The following is a 17,184-nucleotide window of genomic DNA, read 5'->3' as shown; positions in this document are numbered from 1 at the left end:
ATGTTACGTATTGCCGATAAGGTTTTTGATTCGCATCTGTTTACCGGAACCGGAAAATTCGCCTCGCCGCAGCTGATGGTGGATGCCATTCGTGAAAGCGGCAGCCAGCTGGTGACGCTGGCGCTCAAGCGCGTGGATCTGCGCCATCACAGCGATGCCATTCTGGCTCCGTTGCTGGAAGCAGGCGTGACGCTGCTGCCCAACACCTCCGGAGCGAAAACCGCCGAAGAGGCGATTTTTGCCGCACAGCTGGCGCGTGAAGCGCTCGGCACCGGCTGGCTGAAGCTGGAAATCCATCCGGATGCCCGCTGGCTGCTGCCCGATCCGATTGAAACGCTGAAAGCGGCTGAAAAGCTGGTTCAGCAAGGATTTACCGTTCTGCCTTACTGCGGGGCCGACCCGGTGCTGTGCAAACGTCTAGAAGAGGTCGGCTGCGCCGCCGTCATGCCGCTGGGGGCCCCCATTGGCTCCAACCAGGGGCTGGAGACCCGCGCGATGCTGGAAATCATTATTGAGCAGGCTACCGTACCGGTGGTGGTGGATGCGGGCATTGGCGTGCCCAGCCATGCCGCGCAGGCGCTGGAAATGGGGGCTGACGCGGTGCTGGTCAATACGGCTATCGCGGTTGCCGACGATCCGGTCATGATGGCGCGGGCATTCCGCCTGGCCGTGGAGGCCGGCCTGCTGGCAAGGGGATCCGGCCCCGGCTCGCGCAGTTTCCAGGCGCAGGCCACCAGCCCGCTGACCGGTTTTCTGGAGGCGATCTCATGAGCACGTTTACCGAGCGCTGGCGACAGCTTAACTGGGACGACATTGCCCTGCGCATTAACAGCAAAACGGCGGCAGACGTGGAGCGCGCGCTGCATGCCCGTCAGCTGACCCGCGAGGATCTGATGGCCCTGCTCTCCCCGGCGGCCAGCGCGTACCTCGAACCGATGGCTCAGCGAGCGCAGCAGCTCACCCGCCAGCGTTTTGGCAACACGGTGAGCTTCTACGTGCCACTCTATCTCTCCAACCTGTGCGCCAATGACTGCACCTACTGCGGCTTTTCCATGAGCAATCGCATCAGGCGAAAAACCCTTGATGAGGGTGAGATTGCCCGTGAGTGTGCAGCCATCCGTGAAATGGGCTTTGAACACCTTCTGCTGGTCACGGGCGAGCATCAGGGGAAGGTGGGAATGGACTATTTCCGTCAACACCTTCCCGCCATTCGCCGTCAGTTTGCGTCGTTGCAGATGGAAGTGCAGCCTCTGTCGCAGGAGGAGTACGCGGAGCTCAAAACGCTCGGGCTGGACGGCGTTATGGTCTATCAGGAAACCTACCATGAGGCGACGTACGCCCGGCACCACCTGAAAGGCAAGAAACAGGATTTCTTTTTCCGCCTGGAAACGCCCGACAGGCTGGGTCGCGCCGGCATCGACAAAATCGGTCTGGGTGCGCTGATCGGGCTCTCCGACAGCTGGCGGGTGGATTGTTACATGGTGGCGGAACATCTGCTGTGGCTTCAACAGCGCTACTGGCAGAGCCGTTATTCCATCTCCTTCCCGCGCCTTCGTCCCTGCGCGGGAGGAATTGAACCGGCTTCTCTGATGGATGAACGCCAGCTGGTGCAGACCATCTGCGCGTTTCGCCTGCTCGCCCCGGAAGTGGAATTATCGCTCTCAACGCGCGAGTCCCCGGCGTTTCGCGATCGCGTCATCCCGCTTGCGATTAACAACGTCAGTGCATTTTCCAAAACGCAGCCAGGCGGCTACGCCGACGATCGTCCGGAGCTGGAACAGTTTGTACCGCATGATGGCCGACGTCCGGAAGCGGTCGCTGCCGCCCTGACAGCGCAGGGTCTGCAGCCTGTCTGGAAAGACTGGGACAGCTGGCTGGGAAGAGCCTCGCAGTGACATTGAAACACACTGCAACACGTTAAAAAATTGTCGAGGCGCAACGAAAAGGCAAAACCGGAGGATTGTCAGCGATCGTCCGGTTTTTTATTGTCACACGGTCAGCAACGGATGCTGACCAGGGCGAAAAGCTTCTTCCTCGTTTCGCCCTGCCTCTGGTGCATTACACAAACGGTCCCTGCCAGTTTAATAAGTATTTTCTTAATGGTTCTTAAGATAAATCATCCCGTCAGAAATCGTGTGCCGTATAATTCACCGCTAACCGCAGGACAGCGACTATGCTGAGAGGATATCGGCAGACGAAAAGTATTCACCATCAGGAACGATGTACAGCTCATGGCACTTCACAGCAAAAAGCTCTCTTTTACCCGGCCCATTATGCTCAGCTTCGCGGGGATCCTCTGCAGTTTTGCGGTGATCGCGATCGCGGTGACGCTTTCGCAACGGAAGGATTTTCTTGAGGATTATCATAAGATCAATAGCAACTTCACGCACAACCTGGCGGTGAACTACACCGAATCTATCCTGCGTGAAAACGACTATATCCTGGGCCGTTCCGCGATGTACTTTGCGCGCGACGACAGGCTAAACGAGACGCTCAACGTCAATCCGACGCAGGGACTGCAGATGATGATGCATCTGCAGAACCTGATGCCGACCGTCTCCTCCATCTCGCTGGCGGACACGCAAGGGCATTATCTCCGCGCACCGGAAGTGCTCCCCACGGAGACGAGTAAAACCTTCGATCCCCGGACGCGACCGTGGTTTGTCGCTCAGGCGGAAGCCAGCATCTTCAGCCACTATACCCGTCCTTACATGGACTACTTCACCGGCCATCCGACGGTGACGCTTTATAAGCCTTTGATATCGCCTGAAGGAAGGCTGAAGGGAACGCTCGCTTTCCATCTCGATTTGACCTCAATGGGCTTCACCCTGCGTCAGATGGTGGCGCCCGTTCAGGGGGAATTCTTCGTCGTCGAACGCGATGGTGCCGTGGTGCTGCATCCGGATACCGGCGCGCTCTTCAAGCAGTACGTGAGCGAAGCGCTGATGGACAAAATGACCAGCGGCGAAGGTCATCTTTACGACAAGAAAAGCAACGCCTGGTATTACTACTACTCGTTTACCAACCCGGACTGGTTTGTCATCTACCGGGTATCCGGCGCCACGCTCACCGATATTACCCGCCACGAAACGACGATCGTTGGCTGGGGGTTTGCGCTGGCGGCCATCATCATCATCCTTTTCGGCTTATACCTCCGCCACGCCTCGCGTAGCGTGTTGATGCACATTATCAATGCCATCAAAACCGGCGATGTCAGCGAGGCGCCGCGCCTGGAAGCGATGCTGAGCCACACGATTCAGTCCAATAAAGAGCGCGAAATGGCGTATGTGCGCCAGGCCACCCACGATGCGCTGACAGGCTGTAAAAACCGCCGCGCGTTCGACAGCGATGTCGCAGAGCTGCTGAATACCCAGCAGCCTTTCGCGATGGCGCTGGTGGATATCGATAACTTCAAGTCAATTAACGACACGCTGGGTCACCTGACCGGTGATATCGTTCTACGCAACGTGGCTCGGGAAGGGATCCAGATTATGCAGCCACATCATGTTTCGGTTTACCGTTATGGTGGAGAAGAGTTCGCGGTCATCTTCCAGGCTGAACAGATGTCTTCCGCGCTCTCCTTGCTCGAAGCATGGCGTACCGCCGTTGAAAATCGCGTCTGGCGGGAAGAAAACCTGCGCGTTACGTTCAGCGGTGGTCTTGGGGAGTGGCATTTTGAACCGCTGGAGCAATTCGTCGGAAGCGTTGATAACGCCCTCTACAGCGCCAAACAGCAGGGAAAAAACCGCATCGTTCGCACATCCATCAGCTAATCCTCTCTCCTTCACCCTGCCCGTTTCAACGGGCCGGGTACCCGTCAGTGTAAAATTGTAACCGGTTTCAGAAAATCGCCTGTTTCTTTGTGATGCCTGACACACAATCGCGGTAAAGCGGTTGTTGAAGCGGTCTGCACGGGATAATTATCAATAAACACATGTAGATCGAGGCTGATTATGAAGAACATCGTTTTATGCTGTGCAGCGGGAATGTCAACCAGCATGCTGGTTCAACGTATGAAAGACGCCGCGCAGAAAAAAGGGGTTGAAGTCACCATTAAAGCCGTTCCGGTTGCGGAGTTTAAAGACAACATCGCGACGGCCGACATCGTATTACTGGGGCCACAGGTTAAATACGAGCAGGCTAAATTACAGGCACAGGCCGACCCGTTAGGTAAAAAGGTCGCGGTGATCGACATGATGGATTACGGCATGATGAAAGGTGATGCCGTACTGGATAAAGCGCTCAAACTTCTGGAGTCATAATGGAAGACTTAGAAACCACGATTATGGAACTGCTTGTTAACGCAGGCGCAGCGCGCAGTGCGGCCCTGACGGCGTTGCAGATGGCGCGTAAAGGTGAGTTTGACGAAGCTGAAAAAGCGATGGAAGAGTCGCGTGAATATGTGAAGCATGCGCACACCATACAGACGCAGCTTATTGGTCTTGATGAGGGGACCGGGAAGCTTCCGGTTAACCTGATCACCGTCCATTCTCAGGATCACCTGATGAACGCCATGGTCATTCAGGACCTGGCGGGCGATATGATTGAGCTTTATCGCCGGATCCCGTTGGTGAATTAAAAATATGCAGATGTAAAAAAACCCGCCGAGGCGGGTTTTTTATTAGCGGCTCAACGATTACTCGTTGTCGGAACCACCCAGACCTGCGTTCAGCAGTTCTGCCAGGCTCGCGGATGCATCTTCAGCAGTCACCTGCGGTGCAGCTGGCAGTTCGCCCGCAGCACGACGACGCATACGATCCTGATGGTACGCATAACCGGTACCAGCCGGGATCAGACGACCCACGATAACGTTCTCTTTCAGACCGCGCAGTTCATCACGTTTACCTGCAACAGCGGCTTCGGTCAGGACACGAGTCGTTTCCTGGAACGATGCTGCAGAGATGAAGGACTCGGTTGCCAGAGACGCTTTGGTGATACCCAGCAGATCGCGCGAGAAGGTCGCACCGATTTTGCCGTTCGCTTCCAGTTCGCGGTTAGCGATCTTGACGCGTGAGTATTCAACCTGCTCGCCTTCCAGGAACTCGGAGCTGCCCGCGTTTTCGATGGTTGCTTTACGCAGCATCTGACGAACGATAACTTCAATGTGCTTATCGTTAATCTTAACGCCCTGCAGACGGTAAACGTCCTGTACTTCGTTGGTGATGTAACGCGTTACCGCGTGTACGCCACGAAGACGCAGAATGTCGTGCGGTGCTTCTGGACCATCGGAAACCACGTCACCACGTTCTACACGTTCACCTTCGAACACGTTGAGCTGACGCCACTTAGGAATCATCTCTTCGTACGGTTCGCTGCCATCTACTGGTGTGATAACCAGACGGCGTTTACCTTTGGTCTCTTTACCGAAGGAGATGATACCGCTGATTTCAGCCAGGATTGCAGGCTCTTTCGGACGACGCGCTTCGAACAGGTCCGCAACGCGTGGCAGACCACCGGTGATGTCCTTGGTACCGCCGGATTCCTGAGGAATACGCGCCAGGGTGTCACCAGAGCTGATCTGTACGCCATCTTCCAGCTGTACAATCGCTTTACCCGGCAGGAAGTACTGCGCAGGCATATCGGTACCTGGGATCAGAACGTCGTTACCCTGAGCATCAACGATTTTCAGTGCAGGACGCAGATCTTTACCACCGGTAGTACGTTCAGCAGAATCCAGAACCACCAGAGAAGACAGACCGGTCAGCTCGTCGGTCTGACGAGTAATGGTCTGGCCGTCAATCATGTCAGTGAAGCGGATGAAACCACTTACTTCGGTGATAACCGGCATGGTGTGTGGATCCCAGTTTGCAACGGTTTCACCGCCGGCAACCTGCTCGCCATCACCTTTCGCCATAACCGCACCGTAAGGCACTTTATAGCTCTCTTTGGTACGACCGAATTCGTCGATCAGCTTCAGCTCGGTGTTACGGGAAGTGATAACCAGTTTACCGCTGGAGTTCACAACCGACTTCGCGTTGCTGAGCTTGATGCTACCTTTGTTTTTCACCTGGATGCTGGATTCAGCAGCCGCACGAGATGCCGCACCACCGATGTGGAACGTACGCATCGTCAGCTGTGTACCCGGCTCACCGATGGACTGTGCCGCGATAACGCCGATGGCTTCACCTTTGTTGATGATGTGGCCACGCGCCAGGTCACGACCGTAGCAGTGTGCACATACACCAAAGTCGGTGTCACAGGATACAACGGAACGGACTTTCACGGAGTCAACAGAGTTCGCTTCCAGCAGGTCACACCAGTGCTCATGCAGCAGCGTGTTGCGTGGAACCAGAATGTCTGCCGTACCCGGCTTCAGAATGTCTTCCGCGGTTACACGACCCAGAACGCGATCGCGCAGTGGCTCTTTAACATCACCACCCTCGATAACCGGGGTCATGGTGATACCTTCGAGGGTGCCACAATCGTCTTCGGTCACAACCAGGTCCTGCGCAACGTCAACCAGACGACGCGTCAGATAACCGGAGTTCGCTGTTTTCAGTGCGGTATCCGCCAGACCTTTACGCGCACCGTGCGTGGAGATGAAGTACTGGAGTACGTTCAGACCTTCACGGAAGTTCGCGGTGATTGGCGTTTCGATGATGGAGCCATCTGGCTTCGCCATCAGACCACGCATACCTGCCAGCTGACGAATCTGTGCTGCAGAACCACGCGCACCGGAGTCGGCCATCATGTAGATGCTGTTGAAGGAAACCTGCTGCTCTTCTACGCCGTCACGGTTAATCACGGTTTCGGTCTGCAGGTTATCCATCATCGCTTTGGATACACGATCGTTCGCCGCGGCCCAGATATCGATAACTTTGTTATAGCGTTCGCCCGCGGTAACCAGACCAGACTGGAACTGCTCCTGGATCTCAGCAACTTCAGCTTCCGCTTCAGAGATGATCTCGTGTTTCTTCTCTGGGATGACCATGTCATCGATACCAACAGATGCACCTGAACGCGCTGCATACGCAAAGCCGGTGTACATTGTCTGGTCAGCGAAGATAACGGTCGGCTTCAGACCCAGAATGCGGTAACAGGTGTTCAGCATTTTGGAGATCGCTTTCTTGCCCAGCGCCTGGTTGACGATGGAGAAAGGCAGACCTTTCGGTACGATCATCCACAGAATGGCACGGCCAACGGTCGTGTCTTTCAGGCTGGTTTTCGCAACGAATTCGCCGTTTGCATCTTTTTCGTATTCGGTGATACGCACTTTAACGCGCGCATGCAGAGAGGCCAGGCCAGCGCGATAAATACGCTCAGCTTCTTTCGGACCAGTCAGCACCATGCCTTCGCCTTTGGCGTTAACACAGTCACGGGTCATGTAGTACAGACCCAGTACAACGTCCTGAGAAGGAACAATGATTGGCTCACCGTTCGCTGGAGACAGGATGTTGTTGGTAGACATCATCAGCGCACGCGCTTCGAGCTGGGCTTCCAGCGTCAGCGGTACGTGAACAGCCATCTGGTCACCATCGAAGTCGGCGTTATATGCCGCACAAACCAGCGGGTGCAGCTGAATAGCTTTACCTTCGATCAGGACCGGCTCAAATGCCTGGATACCCAGACGGTGCAGGGTTGGTGCACGGTTCAGCAGTACCGGGTGTTCGCGGATCACTTCGTCCAGGATATCCCAAACGACAGCTTCTTCACGCTCAACCATTTTCTTCGCGGCTTTGATGGTGGTGGCCAGGCCACGCAGTTCCAGCTTGCCGTAGATGAATGGTTTGAACAGCTCCAGTGCCATTTTCTTCGGCAGACCGCACTGATGCAGACGCAGGTATGGACCTACGGTGATTACAGAACGACCGGAGTAGTCAACACGCTTACCGAGCAGGTTCTGACGGAAACGACCCTGTTTACCTTTGATCATGTCGGCCAAAGATTTCAGAGGACGTTTGTTAGAACCGGTGATCGCACGACCACGACGACCGTTATCCAGCAGGGCATCTACCGCTTCCTGCAGCATACGTTTTTCGTTGCGTACGATGATGTCCGGCGCAGCCAGATCCAGCAGACGTTTCAGACGGTTGTTACGGTTGATCACGCGACGATACAGATCGTTCAGATCGGACGTTGCGAAACGACCACCATCCAGCGGAACCAGTGGACGCAGATCTGGCGGCAGAACCGGCAGAACGGTCAGGATCATCCACTCTGGCTTGTTACCAGACTGAACGAACGCTTCCAGCAGTTTGATACGCTTGGTCAGCTTTTTACGCTTGGTTTCGGAGTTGGTTTCGTTCAGCTCTTCACGCAGCTGCTCGCACTCTTGCTCCAGATCCATGCTCTTCAGCAGGGCCTGAATAGCTTCCGCACCCATCTTCGCGTCGAATTCGTCACCGAACTCTTCCAGCGCGTCCAGATACTGCTCTTCAGTCAGGATCTGATGACGTTCCAGGTTCGTCATCCCGCCTTCGATAACCACATAAGATTCGAAGTACAGAACACGTTCGATATCACGCAGCGGCATATCCAGCAGCAGACCGATACGGGACGGCAGTGATTTCAGGAACCAGATGTGAGCAGTCGGAGACGCCAGCTCGATGTGGCCCATACGCTCACGGCGTACTTTGGTCTGGGTCACTTCAACGCCGCACTTCTCACAGATCACACCACGGTGTTTCAGGCGCTTGTACTTACCGCACAGGCACTCGTAATCTTTTACTGGCCCGAAAATACGCGCACAGAAAAGGCCGTCACGCTCAGGTTTGAACGTACGGTAGTTGATGGTTTCCGGCTTTTTAACTTCACCGAAAGACCATGAACGGATCATGTCTGGCGAAGCCAGAGCAATTTTGATCGCATCAAACTCTTCGGTTTTAGTCTGCGCTTTCAGAAACTTTAATAAATCTTTCACGGATTTGCTCCCGTCGGAGTTAGCACAATCCGGTGCCGGGGATTAACCCGGCACCAGTGACCTGTTTGAGCGAGAATTACTCGTCTTCCAGTTCGATGTTGATACCCAGCGAACGAATCTCTTTCAACAGTACGTTGAAGGATTCTGGCATGCCCGGTTCCATCTGATGGTTGCCGTCCACGATGTTTTTATACATCTTGGTACGACCGTTCACGTCATCAGACTTAACGGTGAGCATTTCCTGCAGGGTGTATGCCGCGCCGTATGCTTCCAGCGCCCACACTTCCATCTCCCCGAAGCGCTGACCACCGAACTGTGCCTTACCACCCAGCGGCTGCTGAGTAACCAGGCTGTAAGAACCGGTAGAACGAGCGTGCATCTTGTCGTCGACCAGGTGGTTCAGTTTCAGCATGTACATGTAACCTACGGTTACCGGACGTTCGAACTGTTCACCGGTACGGCCGTCAAACAGCGTAATCTGACCAGACGTTGGCAGACCACCCAGTTGCAGCAGCTCTTTAATTTCAGCTTCTTTTGCACCGTCGAATACCGGCGTTGCAATTGGCATACCTTTGCGCAGGTTTTCTGCCAGACGCAGCACTTCTTCATCGCTGAAGGTGTTCAGGTCGACTTTCTGACGCACGTCGGTACCCAGATCGTAGGCACGCTGGATGAATTCGCGCAGTTTCGCGACTTCCTGCTGCTGTTTCAGCATGGCGTTAATCTTGTCGCCGATGCCTTTCGCAGCCATACCCAGGTGAGTTTCCAGGATCTGACCAATGTTCATACGAGACGGTACGCCCAGTGGGTTCAGTACGATATCTACCGGCGTACCGTTAGCATCGTGCGGCATATCTTCGATCGGGTTGATCTTAGAGATAACACCCTTGTTACCGTGACGACCTGCCATCTTATCACCAGGCTGGATCTGACGTTTAACAGCCAGATACACCTTAACAATCTTCAGCACGCCTGGTGCCAGATCGTCGCCCTGAGTGATTTTGCGGCGTTTCGCTTCGAGTTTTTTCTCGAACTCGTGTTTCAGTTCGTCATACTGCTCAGCCAGCTGTTCCAGCTGATTTTGTTTCTCTTCGTCGGTCAGGCCCAGTTCCAGCCAGCGATCGCGTGGCAGTTTGTCGAGCTTCTCAGCTTCAACGCCACCGGCAACCAGCACCGCATAGATACGGCTGAACAGACCCGCTTCGAGGATCTGCAGTTCTTCAGACAGGTCTTTCTTAGCCTGTTTGAGCTGCATCTCTTCGATTTCCAGCGCACGCTTATCTTTCTCAACGCCGTCACGAGTGAAGACCTGAACGTCGATAACCGTACCGGAAACACCGTTTGGTACGCGCAGAGAAGAGTCTTTAACGTCAGACGCTTTCTCACCGAAGATGGCACGCAGCAGTTTCTCTTCTGGCGTCAGCTGGGTTTCACCTTTAGGCGTAACCTTACCTACCAGAATGTCGCCGCCGGTCACTTCCGCACCGATGTAAACGATACCGGATTCATCCAGTTTGGAGAGCGCAGCTTCACCCACGTTAGGGATGTCAGCGGTGATCTCTTCAGGCCCCAGCTTGGTGTCACGGGACACACATGCCAGTTCCTGAATGTGGATGGTGGTGAAACGATCTTCCTGAACCACACGCTCGGAGACGAGGATGGAGTCTTCGAAGTTGTAACCGTTCCACGGCATGAACGCTACGCGCATGTTCTGACCGAGCGCCAGTTCACCGAGGTCGGTGGACGGACCGTCTGCCAGCACGTCGCCGCGCTCAACTGGCTCACCCAGAGATACGCAAGGCATCTGGTTGATACAGGTGTTCTGGTTAGAACGGGTGTATTTGGTCAGGTTATAAATGTCGATACCTGCTTCGCCCGGATACATCTCGTCTTCGTTAACTTTGATAACGATACGGGATGCGTCGACGTACTGAACGGTACCGCCACGCTTAGCAACTGCAGTAACACCGGAGTCAACGGCAACAGCACGTTCCATACCGGTACCAACCAGCGGCTTATCAGCGCGCAGAGTTGGAACGGCCTGACGTTGCATGTTCGCACCCATCAATGCACGGTTGGCGTCATCGTGTTCCAGGAACGGGATCAGGGACGCACCGACGGATACCACCTGCTGGGTGGATACGTCCATGTAGTCAACCTGGTCGCGGCTGAACAAGCTGGATTCGCCTTTGCTACGGCAGGTCACCAGATCTTCTACAAAGTGGCCTTCGTCATCCAGGTTGGAGTTCGCCTGAGCGATAACGTAGTTGCCTTCTTCGATAGCAGACAGGTAGTGAATTTCGTCGGTTACAACACCGTCAGTCACTTTACGGTACGGCGTCTCAAGGAAACCGTATTCGTTCGTCTGTGCGTACACGGACAGGGAGTTGATCAGACCGATGTTTGGACCTTCAGGCGTTTCGATTGGACATACGCGACCGTAGTGCGTCGGGTGTACGTCTCGAACTTCAAAGCCTGCACGTTCACGGGTCAGACCGCCTGGGCCGAGTGCAGAGATACGACGTTTGTGCGTAATCTCAGACAGCGGGTTGTTCTGGTCCATGAACTGAGACAGCTGGCTGGAACCAAAGAACTCTTTCACTGCTGCAGAAATCGGCTTGGCGTTGATCATATCCTGAGGCATCAGGGTATCCAGATCGCCCAGAGACAGACGCTCTTTCACCGCACGCTCTACACGCACCAGGCCAACGCGGAACTGGTTTTCCGCCATTTCACCGACGGAACGGATACGACGGTTGCCGAGGTGGTCGATATCGTCCACTTCGCCTTTACCGTTACGGATATCGATGAGCTTCTTCATCACTTCGATGATGTCGTCTTTGCTCAGGATACCGGAACCTTCAATTTCGTCGCGCAGCAGAGAACGGTTGAACTTCATACGACCAACCGCAGACAGATCGTAGCGGTCTTCGGAGAAGAACAGATTCTCGAACAGGCTTTCCGCCGCTTCGCGAGTTGGTGGCTCACCAGGACGCATCATGCGGTAGATTTCAACCAGCGCACTCAGACGATCGGTCGTTGGGTCGACGCGTACAGTCTCAGAGATGTACGGACCGTGGTCCAGATCGTTGGTGAACAGCGTTTCGATACGTTTGTGGCCAGCCTGACTCAGCTTAGCCAGCAGATCCAGGCTCAGCTCCATGTTCGCCGGGCAGATCAGCTCGCCAGTTGATTCATCAACGTAATCTTTCGCGGCTACTTTTCCTGCAATGTATTCAACCGGAACTTCGATGTGTTTGATATCATCTTTTTCCAGCTGGCGGATGTGGCGCGCGGTGATACGGCGACCTTTTTCCACATACACTTTGCCGTCGGCTTCGATGTCGAACGACGCGGTCTCACCACGCAGACGTTCCGGCACCAGCTCCATCTGCAGCTTGTTGTCGCGGATTTCAAAGATCACTTTCTCAAAGAACAGGTCCAGGATCTGCTCAGTGGTATAGTTCAGTGCACGCAGAATGATGGTTGCAGGCAGTTTACGACGACGGTCGATACGGACAAACAGGTTGTCTTTTGGATCGAACTCGAAGTCCAGCCAGGAACCACGGTAAGGAATGATGCGTGCGTTATACAGTACTTTACCGGAAGAGTGTGTTTTACCTTTATCGCTGTCGAAGAAGACGCCCGGGCTACGATGCAGCTGGGAAACGATAACACGCTCAGTACCGTTGATAACGAAAGTACCGTTGTCAGTCATGAGTGGAATTTCACCCATGTAGACTTCTTGTTCTTTAATGTCTTTTACGGTGCCTTCCGGCGCTTCGCGCTCGTAGATCACCAGACGCAGTTTTACGCGCAGCGGTGCGGAATAGGTCACGCCACGGATCTGACATTCCTGAACGTCAAACACCGGTTCGCCAAGGCGGTAGCTGACGTACTGCAGCTCGGAGTTACCGCTGTAGCTCTGAATCGGGAACACGGAGCGGAAGGCTGCTTCCAGACCGTACTGCCCTTCAGGATCTTGCTCGATAAACTTCTGGAACGAGTCAAGCTGGATAGAAAGGAGATATGGAATGTCCAGAACTTGTGGACGTTTACCAAAATCCTTACGAATACGTTTTTTCTCGGTATAGGAGTAAACCATAGGGTTCCTCAGCTCGCTGACAAGTCGACCCATCTGTCCGACGAAGGGACAGTTTGTGCAACACCATTTTGTGGACCGGAAAATTGAATACTTTCCGCAATACCTGTTGCTATCACGCTTAAATCATTTCGTCGCGATTTACACAGAGCGAGCACCCTGTCGCAATATATTAAGTCGTCGATAGAAACATGCATTGTCAGGACAATCAGCAGTCAAACAGTGTGAAATGCTACTGATGCCTTACAGCGCAAAAAGGCTGGTGACTAAAAAGTCACCAGCCATCAGCCTAATGACTTAGGCTGCAACCAGAAAAGTTGGCTTATTTAACTTCAACTTCAGCGCCAGCTTCTTCCAGAGATTTTTTCAGTGCTTCTGCGTCGTCTTTGCTCACGCCTTCTTTCAGCGCAGCTGGAGCAGATTCTACCAGGTCTTTAGCTTCTTTCAGACCCAGGCCAGTTGCGCCACGTACTGCTTTGATAACAGCAACTTTGTTCGCGCCAGCAGCTTTCAGAATTACGTCGAATTCAGTTTTTTCTTCAGCAGCTTCAGCCGGGCCCGCAGCTACAGCTACAGCAGCAGCAGCAGAAACACCGAATTTTTCTTCCATTGCAGAAACCAGCTCTACAACGTCCATTACGGACATAGCTGCTACTGCTTCAATGATTTGATCTTTAGTGATAGACATTTAAATTGTTCCTGAAAATCAGAATAAGTTTATACGTAAGCAAATGCTTTATAAAGATAACTGCGATTAAGCAGCTTCTTTCGCATCGCGTACAGCAGCCAGAGTGCGAACCAGTTTGCCAGCCGCAGCTTCTTTCATGGTTGCCATCAGGCGTGCAATTGCTTCTTCGTAGGTCGGCAGGGTTGCCAGGCGATCGATTTGCGATGCCGGGATCAACTCACCTTCAAAGGCTGCAGCTTTGACCTCAAATTTTGCATTCGCTTTCGCGAACTCTTTGAACAGACGAGCAGCAGCGCCCGGGTGTTCCATAGAGTATGCAATCAGGGTCGGACCAACAAACGTGTCTTTCAGGCACTCGAACTGAGTACCTTCAACTACGCGGCGCAGCAGGGTGTTACGAACAACACGCATGTATACGCCAGCTTCACGACCTGCTTTACGCAGTTCAGTCATTTTGTCTACAGTAACGCCACGGGAATCCGCAACTACTGCAGACAGCGCGCCTTTGGCTACTTCGCTGACTTCAGCAACAATCGCTTGTTTGTCTTGAAGATTTAAAGCCATTAGCTTTGCTCCTGGATGTTTGCCGGAACTCATGTTCCGGAACTCACTTCACTCTTCCCAACGGAAAGAGCGTCTTAATACGGTGAGCAGAAACAAGCCAGAGTATCCAAAAATAATCTTAGCGTTCTGTCACCGTCTACGCAGGGGATTAAGTCTCTTGCGAAACACCTGCGGTCTTCGACGGAGGCCTGGATTAGGCCAGGCTCCAACGAACAAATCTTTTAGCCGCTAACTTTTGTTAGCAAACGTGGGGGTAAGATTGTAGACAAAATCACCGCCCACGTAAAGGCATTAGTTTGCAGCAGCGCTCAGGCCAGCCTGGTCAACTGCAACACCTGCACCCATGGTGGTGGAGATGCTAACTTTCTTGATGTACACGCCTTTCGCCTGAGTTGGTTTTGCTTTTTTCAGCGCAACCAGCAGAGCTTCCAGGTTTTCTTTCAGTTTGTCAGCGTCAAAGTCCACTTTACCGATGGTGGTGTGGATGATGCCGTTTTTGTCGTTACGATAACGAACCTGACCTGCTTTAGCGTTCTTAACCGCTTCAGCAACGTTAGGCGTTACAGTACCCACTTTCGGGTTTGGCATCAGGCCGCGTGGACCCAGAACCTGGCCCAGCTGGCCTACAACGCGCATTGCATCCGGAGAAGCAATAACAACGTCAAAGTTCATTTCGCCTTTCTTGATCTGATCAGCCAGATCTTCCATACCTACCAGTTCAGCGCCGGCAGCTTTAGCAGCTTCAGCGTTTGCACCCTGAGCAAATACAGCTACACGTACGGAACGGCCAGTACCGTGTGGCAGTACAGTTGCGCCACGAACGTTCTGATCAGATTTACGCGCGTCGATGCCCAGGTTAACGGCAACGTCAACGCTTTCAACGAACTTAGCAGTTGCCAGTTCTTTCAGCAGAGCGATAGCTTCGTTGATGTCGTACTGTTTGGTCGCATCAACTTTGTCACGGATCACGGACATGCGCTTGGTCAGTTTAGCCATTTCTTAGTCCTCCACTACCAGGCCCATGGAACGTGCAGTACCTTCGATTGAGCGAGTCATCGCTTCAATGTCGGCACCAGTCATGTCGGCAGCTTTGGTCTGCGCGATTTCCTGCAGCTGAGCGCGGGAAATTTTACCCACTTTGTCTTTGTTCGGTTTACCGGAACCAGACTTGATACCAGCCGCTTTCTTCAGCAGAACTGCTGCTGGAGGGGTTTTGGTAACGAAAGTGAAAGAACGGTCAGCGTAAACAGTGATTACGACTGGGATTGGCAGACCTTTTTCCAGGGATTCAGTTTTTGCGTTGAACGCTTTACAGAATTCCATGATGTTCACACCCTGCTGACCCAGAGCTGGACCAACTGGTGGACTTGGGTTCGCCATACCAGCTGCAACCTGCAGCTTGACGTAGGCTTGTACTTTCTTAGCCATTCTAAAATCCTCTGATTGGGTAATAGCGCCTCAGTGAGGCTCCCCGTGAATAAAATTCGTTTTACGGGCCGGGCCCATAAAAACAAAAGGCGCGAAATTGTATTCCAATCTCGCGCCCTGTGCAACGATTAAATCGTCGCTTTTTTGATCGCTGCTTAGGCTTTTTCGACCTGAGCAAAGTCCAGTTCTACCGGGGTCGCACGACCGAAGATAGATACAGAAACTTTCAGGCGGGACTTCTCGTAGTCCACTTCTTCAACGACGCCGTTAAAGTCAGCAAACGGACCGTCATTAACACGCACCATTTCACCCGGTTCAAACAGCGTTTTCGGACGCGGCTTATCACCAACCTGCTGCAGGCGGTTCATAATCGCATCAACTTCTTTGTCGCTGATTGGCGCCGGACGGTCAGACGTGCCGCCGATAAAGCCCATCACGCGCGGTACGCTGCGCACCAGGTGCCAGCTCGCGTCGTTCATCACCATCTGAACCAGCACGTAACCCGGGAAGAATTTGCGTTCGCTTTTGCGACGCTGGCCGCCACGGATCTCGACCACTTCTTCGGTCGGAACCATAACTTCGCCAAATAACTCTTCCATGTTGTGTAATTTGATATGCTCACGCAGCGACGTTGCTACGCGGCCTTCAAAACCGGAAAACGCCTGAACGACGTACCAGCGCTTTTTAGGGGCTTCAGACATCTCAGAACCTCAGGCCAGTGATAAAGGATACCAGGCGAACCAGAATACCATCCAGTCCCCACAGGATCAGTGACATTACAGCGGTAACCGCCGCTACGATCAGCGTGGTGTGCAATGTTTCCTGGCGAGTCGGCCAAATTACCTTACGGACTTCGGTACGCGCTTCGCGAGCAAAAGCGACAGTCGCTTTGCCTTTCGTCGTCAACAGCGCGACACCACCCGCTGCAGCAATCAGAATTACCACTGCAAGCGCGCGTAGCGGCAGCATCATGTCACGATAAAGGTAGTTGCCGACAATCGCTACGATCAGCAGAACGGCTACTACTACCCATTTCATCGCTTCCAGGCCGCGCCCGCTCCCTTGAGCTTCGGTATTCGCACTCATAAACCAACCTGTCAGAAGTATTCTACAAACATTTTCACCCCGCGATTGCGAGGCAAACCAAATCGAAATGCTAATTCGCTTTTCGAATTATACGCTCTCTGCAGAGCCTGTCTCAGCAATGATTATGACAAAAATAATCACTGATGAGCCAGGTTCTGACGTGAAAGCGTGCAAAAAGGGCATCAAATGATGCCCTTTTATTGCGCATTGCGTCAAATGTTATCAGCAATTAGCCGAGAACTTTAGCAACCACGCCCGCGCCAACGGTACGGCCACCTTCACGGATTGCGAAACGCAGACCGTCGTCCATCGCGATTGGGTGGATCAGCGTCACAACCATCTTGATGTTGTCGCCTGGCATTACCATCTCAACGCCTTCTGGCAGTTCGATGGTACCGGTCACGTCAGTAGTACGGAAGTAGAACTGTGGACGGTAGCCTTTGAAGAACGGAGTAT

General features: G+C 53.5%; 13 protein-coding genes and 1 pseudogene. 5 read left to right on the top strand and 9 right to left on the bottom strand.

Translation table 11 applies throughout. The annotated features are described in order from the left end of the window. The 5 genes from thiG (at position 1) to F3J31_RS22795 (ending at position 4,579) form a co-directional block, all read left to right on the top strand. A complete protein-coding gene (gene thiG, locus F3J31_RS22815; RefSeq protein ID WP_063622995.1) occupies positions 1 to 771 on the top strand; it encodes a thiazole synthase in 771 nt (256 codons plus the stop codon). Then, positions 768 to 1,895 (top strand): 2-iminoacetate synthase ThiH, encoded by a 1,128-nt coding sequence (gene thiH / locus F3J31_RS22810; RefSeq protein ID WP_069720479.1) that lies wholly within the window; start codon positions 768 to 770, stop codon positions 1,893 to 1,895. Before thiG ends, thiH begins: the two co-directional genes overlap by 4 nt. A 336-nt stretch (positions 1,896 to 2,231) precedes the next feature. Next, on the top strand, positions 2,232 to 3,773 hold the full coding sequence (locus F3J31_RS22805) for a sensor domain-containing diguanylate cyclase (RefSeq protein WP_045909522.1): 1,542 nt from the start codon (positions 2,232 to 2,234) through the stop codon (positions 3,771 to 3,773). Between the two features lie 180 nt (positions 3,774 to 3,953). Further along, positions 3,954 to 4,262 carry a PTS sugar transporter subunit IIB gene (locus tag F3J31_RS22800; protein ID WP_008503456.1) on the top strand — a complete coding sequence of 103 codons (309 nt, stop codon included), beginning with the start codon at positions 3,954 to 3,956 and terminating at the stop codon, positions 4,260 to 4,262. Then, positions 4,262 to 4,579, top strand: a complete 318-nt coding sequence (locus F3J31_RS22795; RefSeq protein ID WP_008503455.1) for a PTS lactose/cellobiose transporter subunit IIA — start codon at positions 4,262 to 4,264, stop codon at positions 4,577 to 4,579. The genes F3J31_RS22800 and F3J31_RS22795 overlap by 1 nt, the downstream gene beginning before the upstream one ends. A 57-nt stretch (positions 4,580 to 4,636) precedes the next feature. Here F3J31_RS22795 and rpoC read toward each other — a convergent pair whose 3' ends face one another. The 9 genes and pseudogenes from rpoC to tuf form a co-directional block, all read right to left on the bottom strand. Then, positions 4,637 to 8,860 carry a DNA-directed RNA polymerase subunit beta' gene (rpoC, locus tag F3J31_RS22790; RefSeq protein WP_045909523.1) on the bottom strand — a complete coding sequence of 1,408 codons (4,224 nt, stop codon included), beginning with the start codon at positions 8,858 to 8,860 and terminating at the stop codon, positions 4,637 to 4,639. 76 nt (positions 8,861 to 8,936) lie between these two features. Next, a complete protein-coding gene (rpoB, locus tag F3J31_RS22785) occupies positions 8,937 to 12,965 on the bottom strand; it encodes a DNA-directed RNA polymerase subunit beta (RefSeq protein WP_045909524.1) in 4,029 nt (1,342 codons plus the stop codon). 319 nt (positions 12,966 to 13,284) lie between these two features. Beyond that, positions 13,285 to 13,650 (bottom strand): 50S ribosomal protein L7/L12, encoded by a 366-nt coding sequence (gene rplL, locus F3J31_RS22780; RefSeq protein ID WP_002445276.1) that lies wholly within the window; start codon positions 13,648 to 13,650, stop codon positions 13,285 to 13,287. 66 nt (positions 13,651 to 13,716) lie between these two features. Beyond that, positions 13,717 to 14,214, bottom strand: a complete 498-nt coding sequence (gene rplJ / locus F3J31_RS22775) for a 50S ribosomal protein L10 (protein ID WP_003862338.1) — start codon at positions 14,212 to 14,214, stop codon at positions 13,717 to 13,719. 291 nt (positions 14,215 to 14,505) lie between these two features. After that, positions 14,506 to 15,210 (bottom strand): 50S ribosomal protein L1, encoded by a 705-nt coding sequence (gene rplA / locus F3J31_RS22770; protein ID WP_006810530.1) that lies wholly within the window; start codon positions 15,208 to 15,210, stop codon positions 14,506 to 14,508. Positions 15,211 to 15,213: 3 nt separating this feature from the next. Continuing rightward, a complete protein-coding gene (rplK, locus tag F3J31_RS22765; protein ID WP_008503452.1) occupies positions 15,214 to 15,642 on the bottom strand; it encodes a 50S ribosomal protein L11 in 429 nt (142 codons plus the stop codon). 155 nt (positions 15,643 to 15,797) lie between these two features. After that, the gene (nusG, locus tag F3J31_RS22760) at positions 15,798 to 16,343 is read right to left on the bottom strand and encodes a transcription termination/antitermination protein NusG (protein WP_003862341.1); all 546 of its coding nucleotides are present in this window, start codon (positions 16,341 to 16,343) and stop codon (positions 15,798 to 15,800) included. Between the two features lies 1 nt (position 16,344). Continuing rightward, the gene (gene secE / locus F3J31_RS22755) at positions 16,345 to 16,728 is read right to left on the bottom strand and encodes a preprotein translocase subunit SecE (RefSeq protein ID WP_003862342.1); all 384 of its coding nucleotides are present in this window, start codon (positions 16,726 to 16,728) and stop codon (positions 16,345 to 16,347) included. 229 nt (positions 16,729 to 16,957) lie between these two features. Continuing rightward, positions 16,958 to 17,184: pseudogene (gene tuf / locus F3J31_RS22750) on the bottom strand (elongation factor Tu); the annotation flags it as partial.

This window comes from Enterobacter sp. Acro-832 (assembly GCF_011752745.1).
Taxonomy (GTDB): Bacteria; Pseudomonadota; Gammaproteobacteria; order Enterobacterales; family Enterobacteriaceae; genus Enterobacter; species Enterobacter quasiroggenkampii.
The sequence above is the reverse complement of the archived record's forward strand: the minus strand, read 5'-3'. Positions and strand labels throughout refer to the sequence as shown.

What these genes read in the sequence shown, in the direction of transcription:
- thiG (WP_063622995.1), top strand. Translation starts at nt 1, where the DNA reads ATGTTACGTATTGCCGATAAGGTTTTTGATTCGCATCTGTTTACCGGA.
- thiH (WP_069720479.1), top strand. Translation starts at nt 768, where the DNA reads ATGAGCACGTTTACCGAGCGCTGGCGACAGCTTAACTGGGACGACATT.
- F3J31_RS22805 (WP_045909522.1), top strand. Translation starts at nt 2,232, where the DNA reads ATGGCACTTCACAGCAAAAAGCTCTCTTTTACCCGGCCCATTATGCTC.
- F3J31_RS22800 (WP_008503456.1), top strand. Translation starts at nt 3,954, where the DNA reads ATGAAGAACATCGTTTTATGCTGTGCAGCGGGAATGTCAACCAGCATG.
- F3J31_RS22795 (WP_008503455.1), top strand. Translation starts at nt 4,262, where the DNA reads ATGGAAGACTTAGAAACCACGATTATGGAACTGCTTGTTAACGCAGGC.
- rpoB (WP_045909524.1), bottom strand. Translation starts at nt 12,965, where the DNA reads ATGGTTTACTCCTATACCGAGAAAAAACGTATTCGTAAGGATTTTGGT.
- rplL (WP_002445276.1), bottom strand. Translation starts at nt 13,650, where the DNA reads ATGTCTATCACTAAAGATCAAATCATTGAAGCAGTAGCAGCTATGTCC.
- rplJ (WP_003862338.1), bottom strand. Translation starts at nt 14,214, where the DNA reads ATGGCTTTAAATCTTCAAGACAAACAAGCGATTGTTGCTGAAGTCAGC.
- rplA (WP_006810530.1), bottom strand. Translation starts at nt 15,210, where the DNA reads ATGGCTAAACTGACCAAGCGCATGTCCGTGATCCGTGACAAAGTTGAT.
- rplK (WP_008503452.1), bottom strand. Translation starts at nt 15,642, where the DNA reads ATGGCTAAGAAAGTACAAGCCTACGTCAAGCTGCAGGTTGCAGCTGGT.
- nusG (WP_003862341.1), bottom strand. Translation starts at nt 16,343, where the DNA reads ATGTCTGAAGCCCCTAAAAAGCGCTGGTACGTCGTTCAGGCGTTTTCC.
- secE (WP_003862342.1), bottom strand. Translation starts at nt 16,728, where the DNA reads ATGAGTGCGAATACCGAAGCTCAAGGGAGCGGGCGCGGCCTGGAAGCG.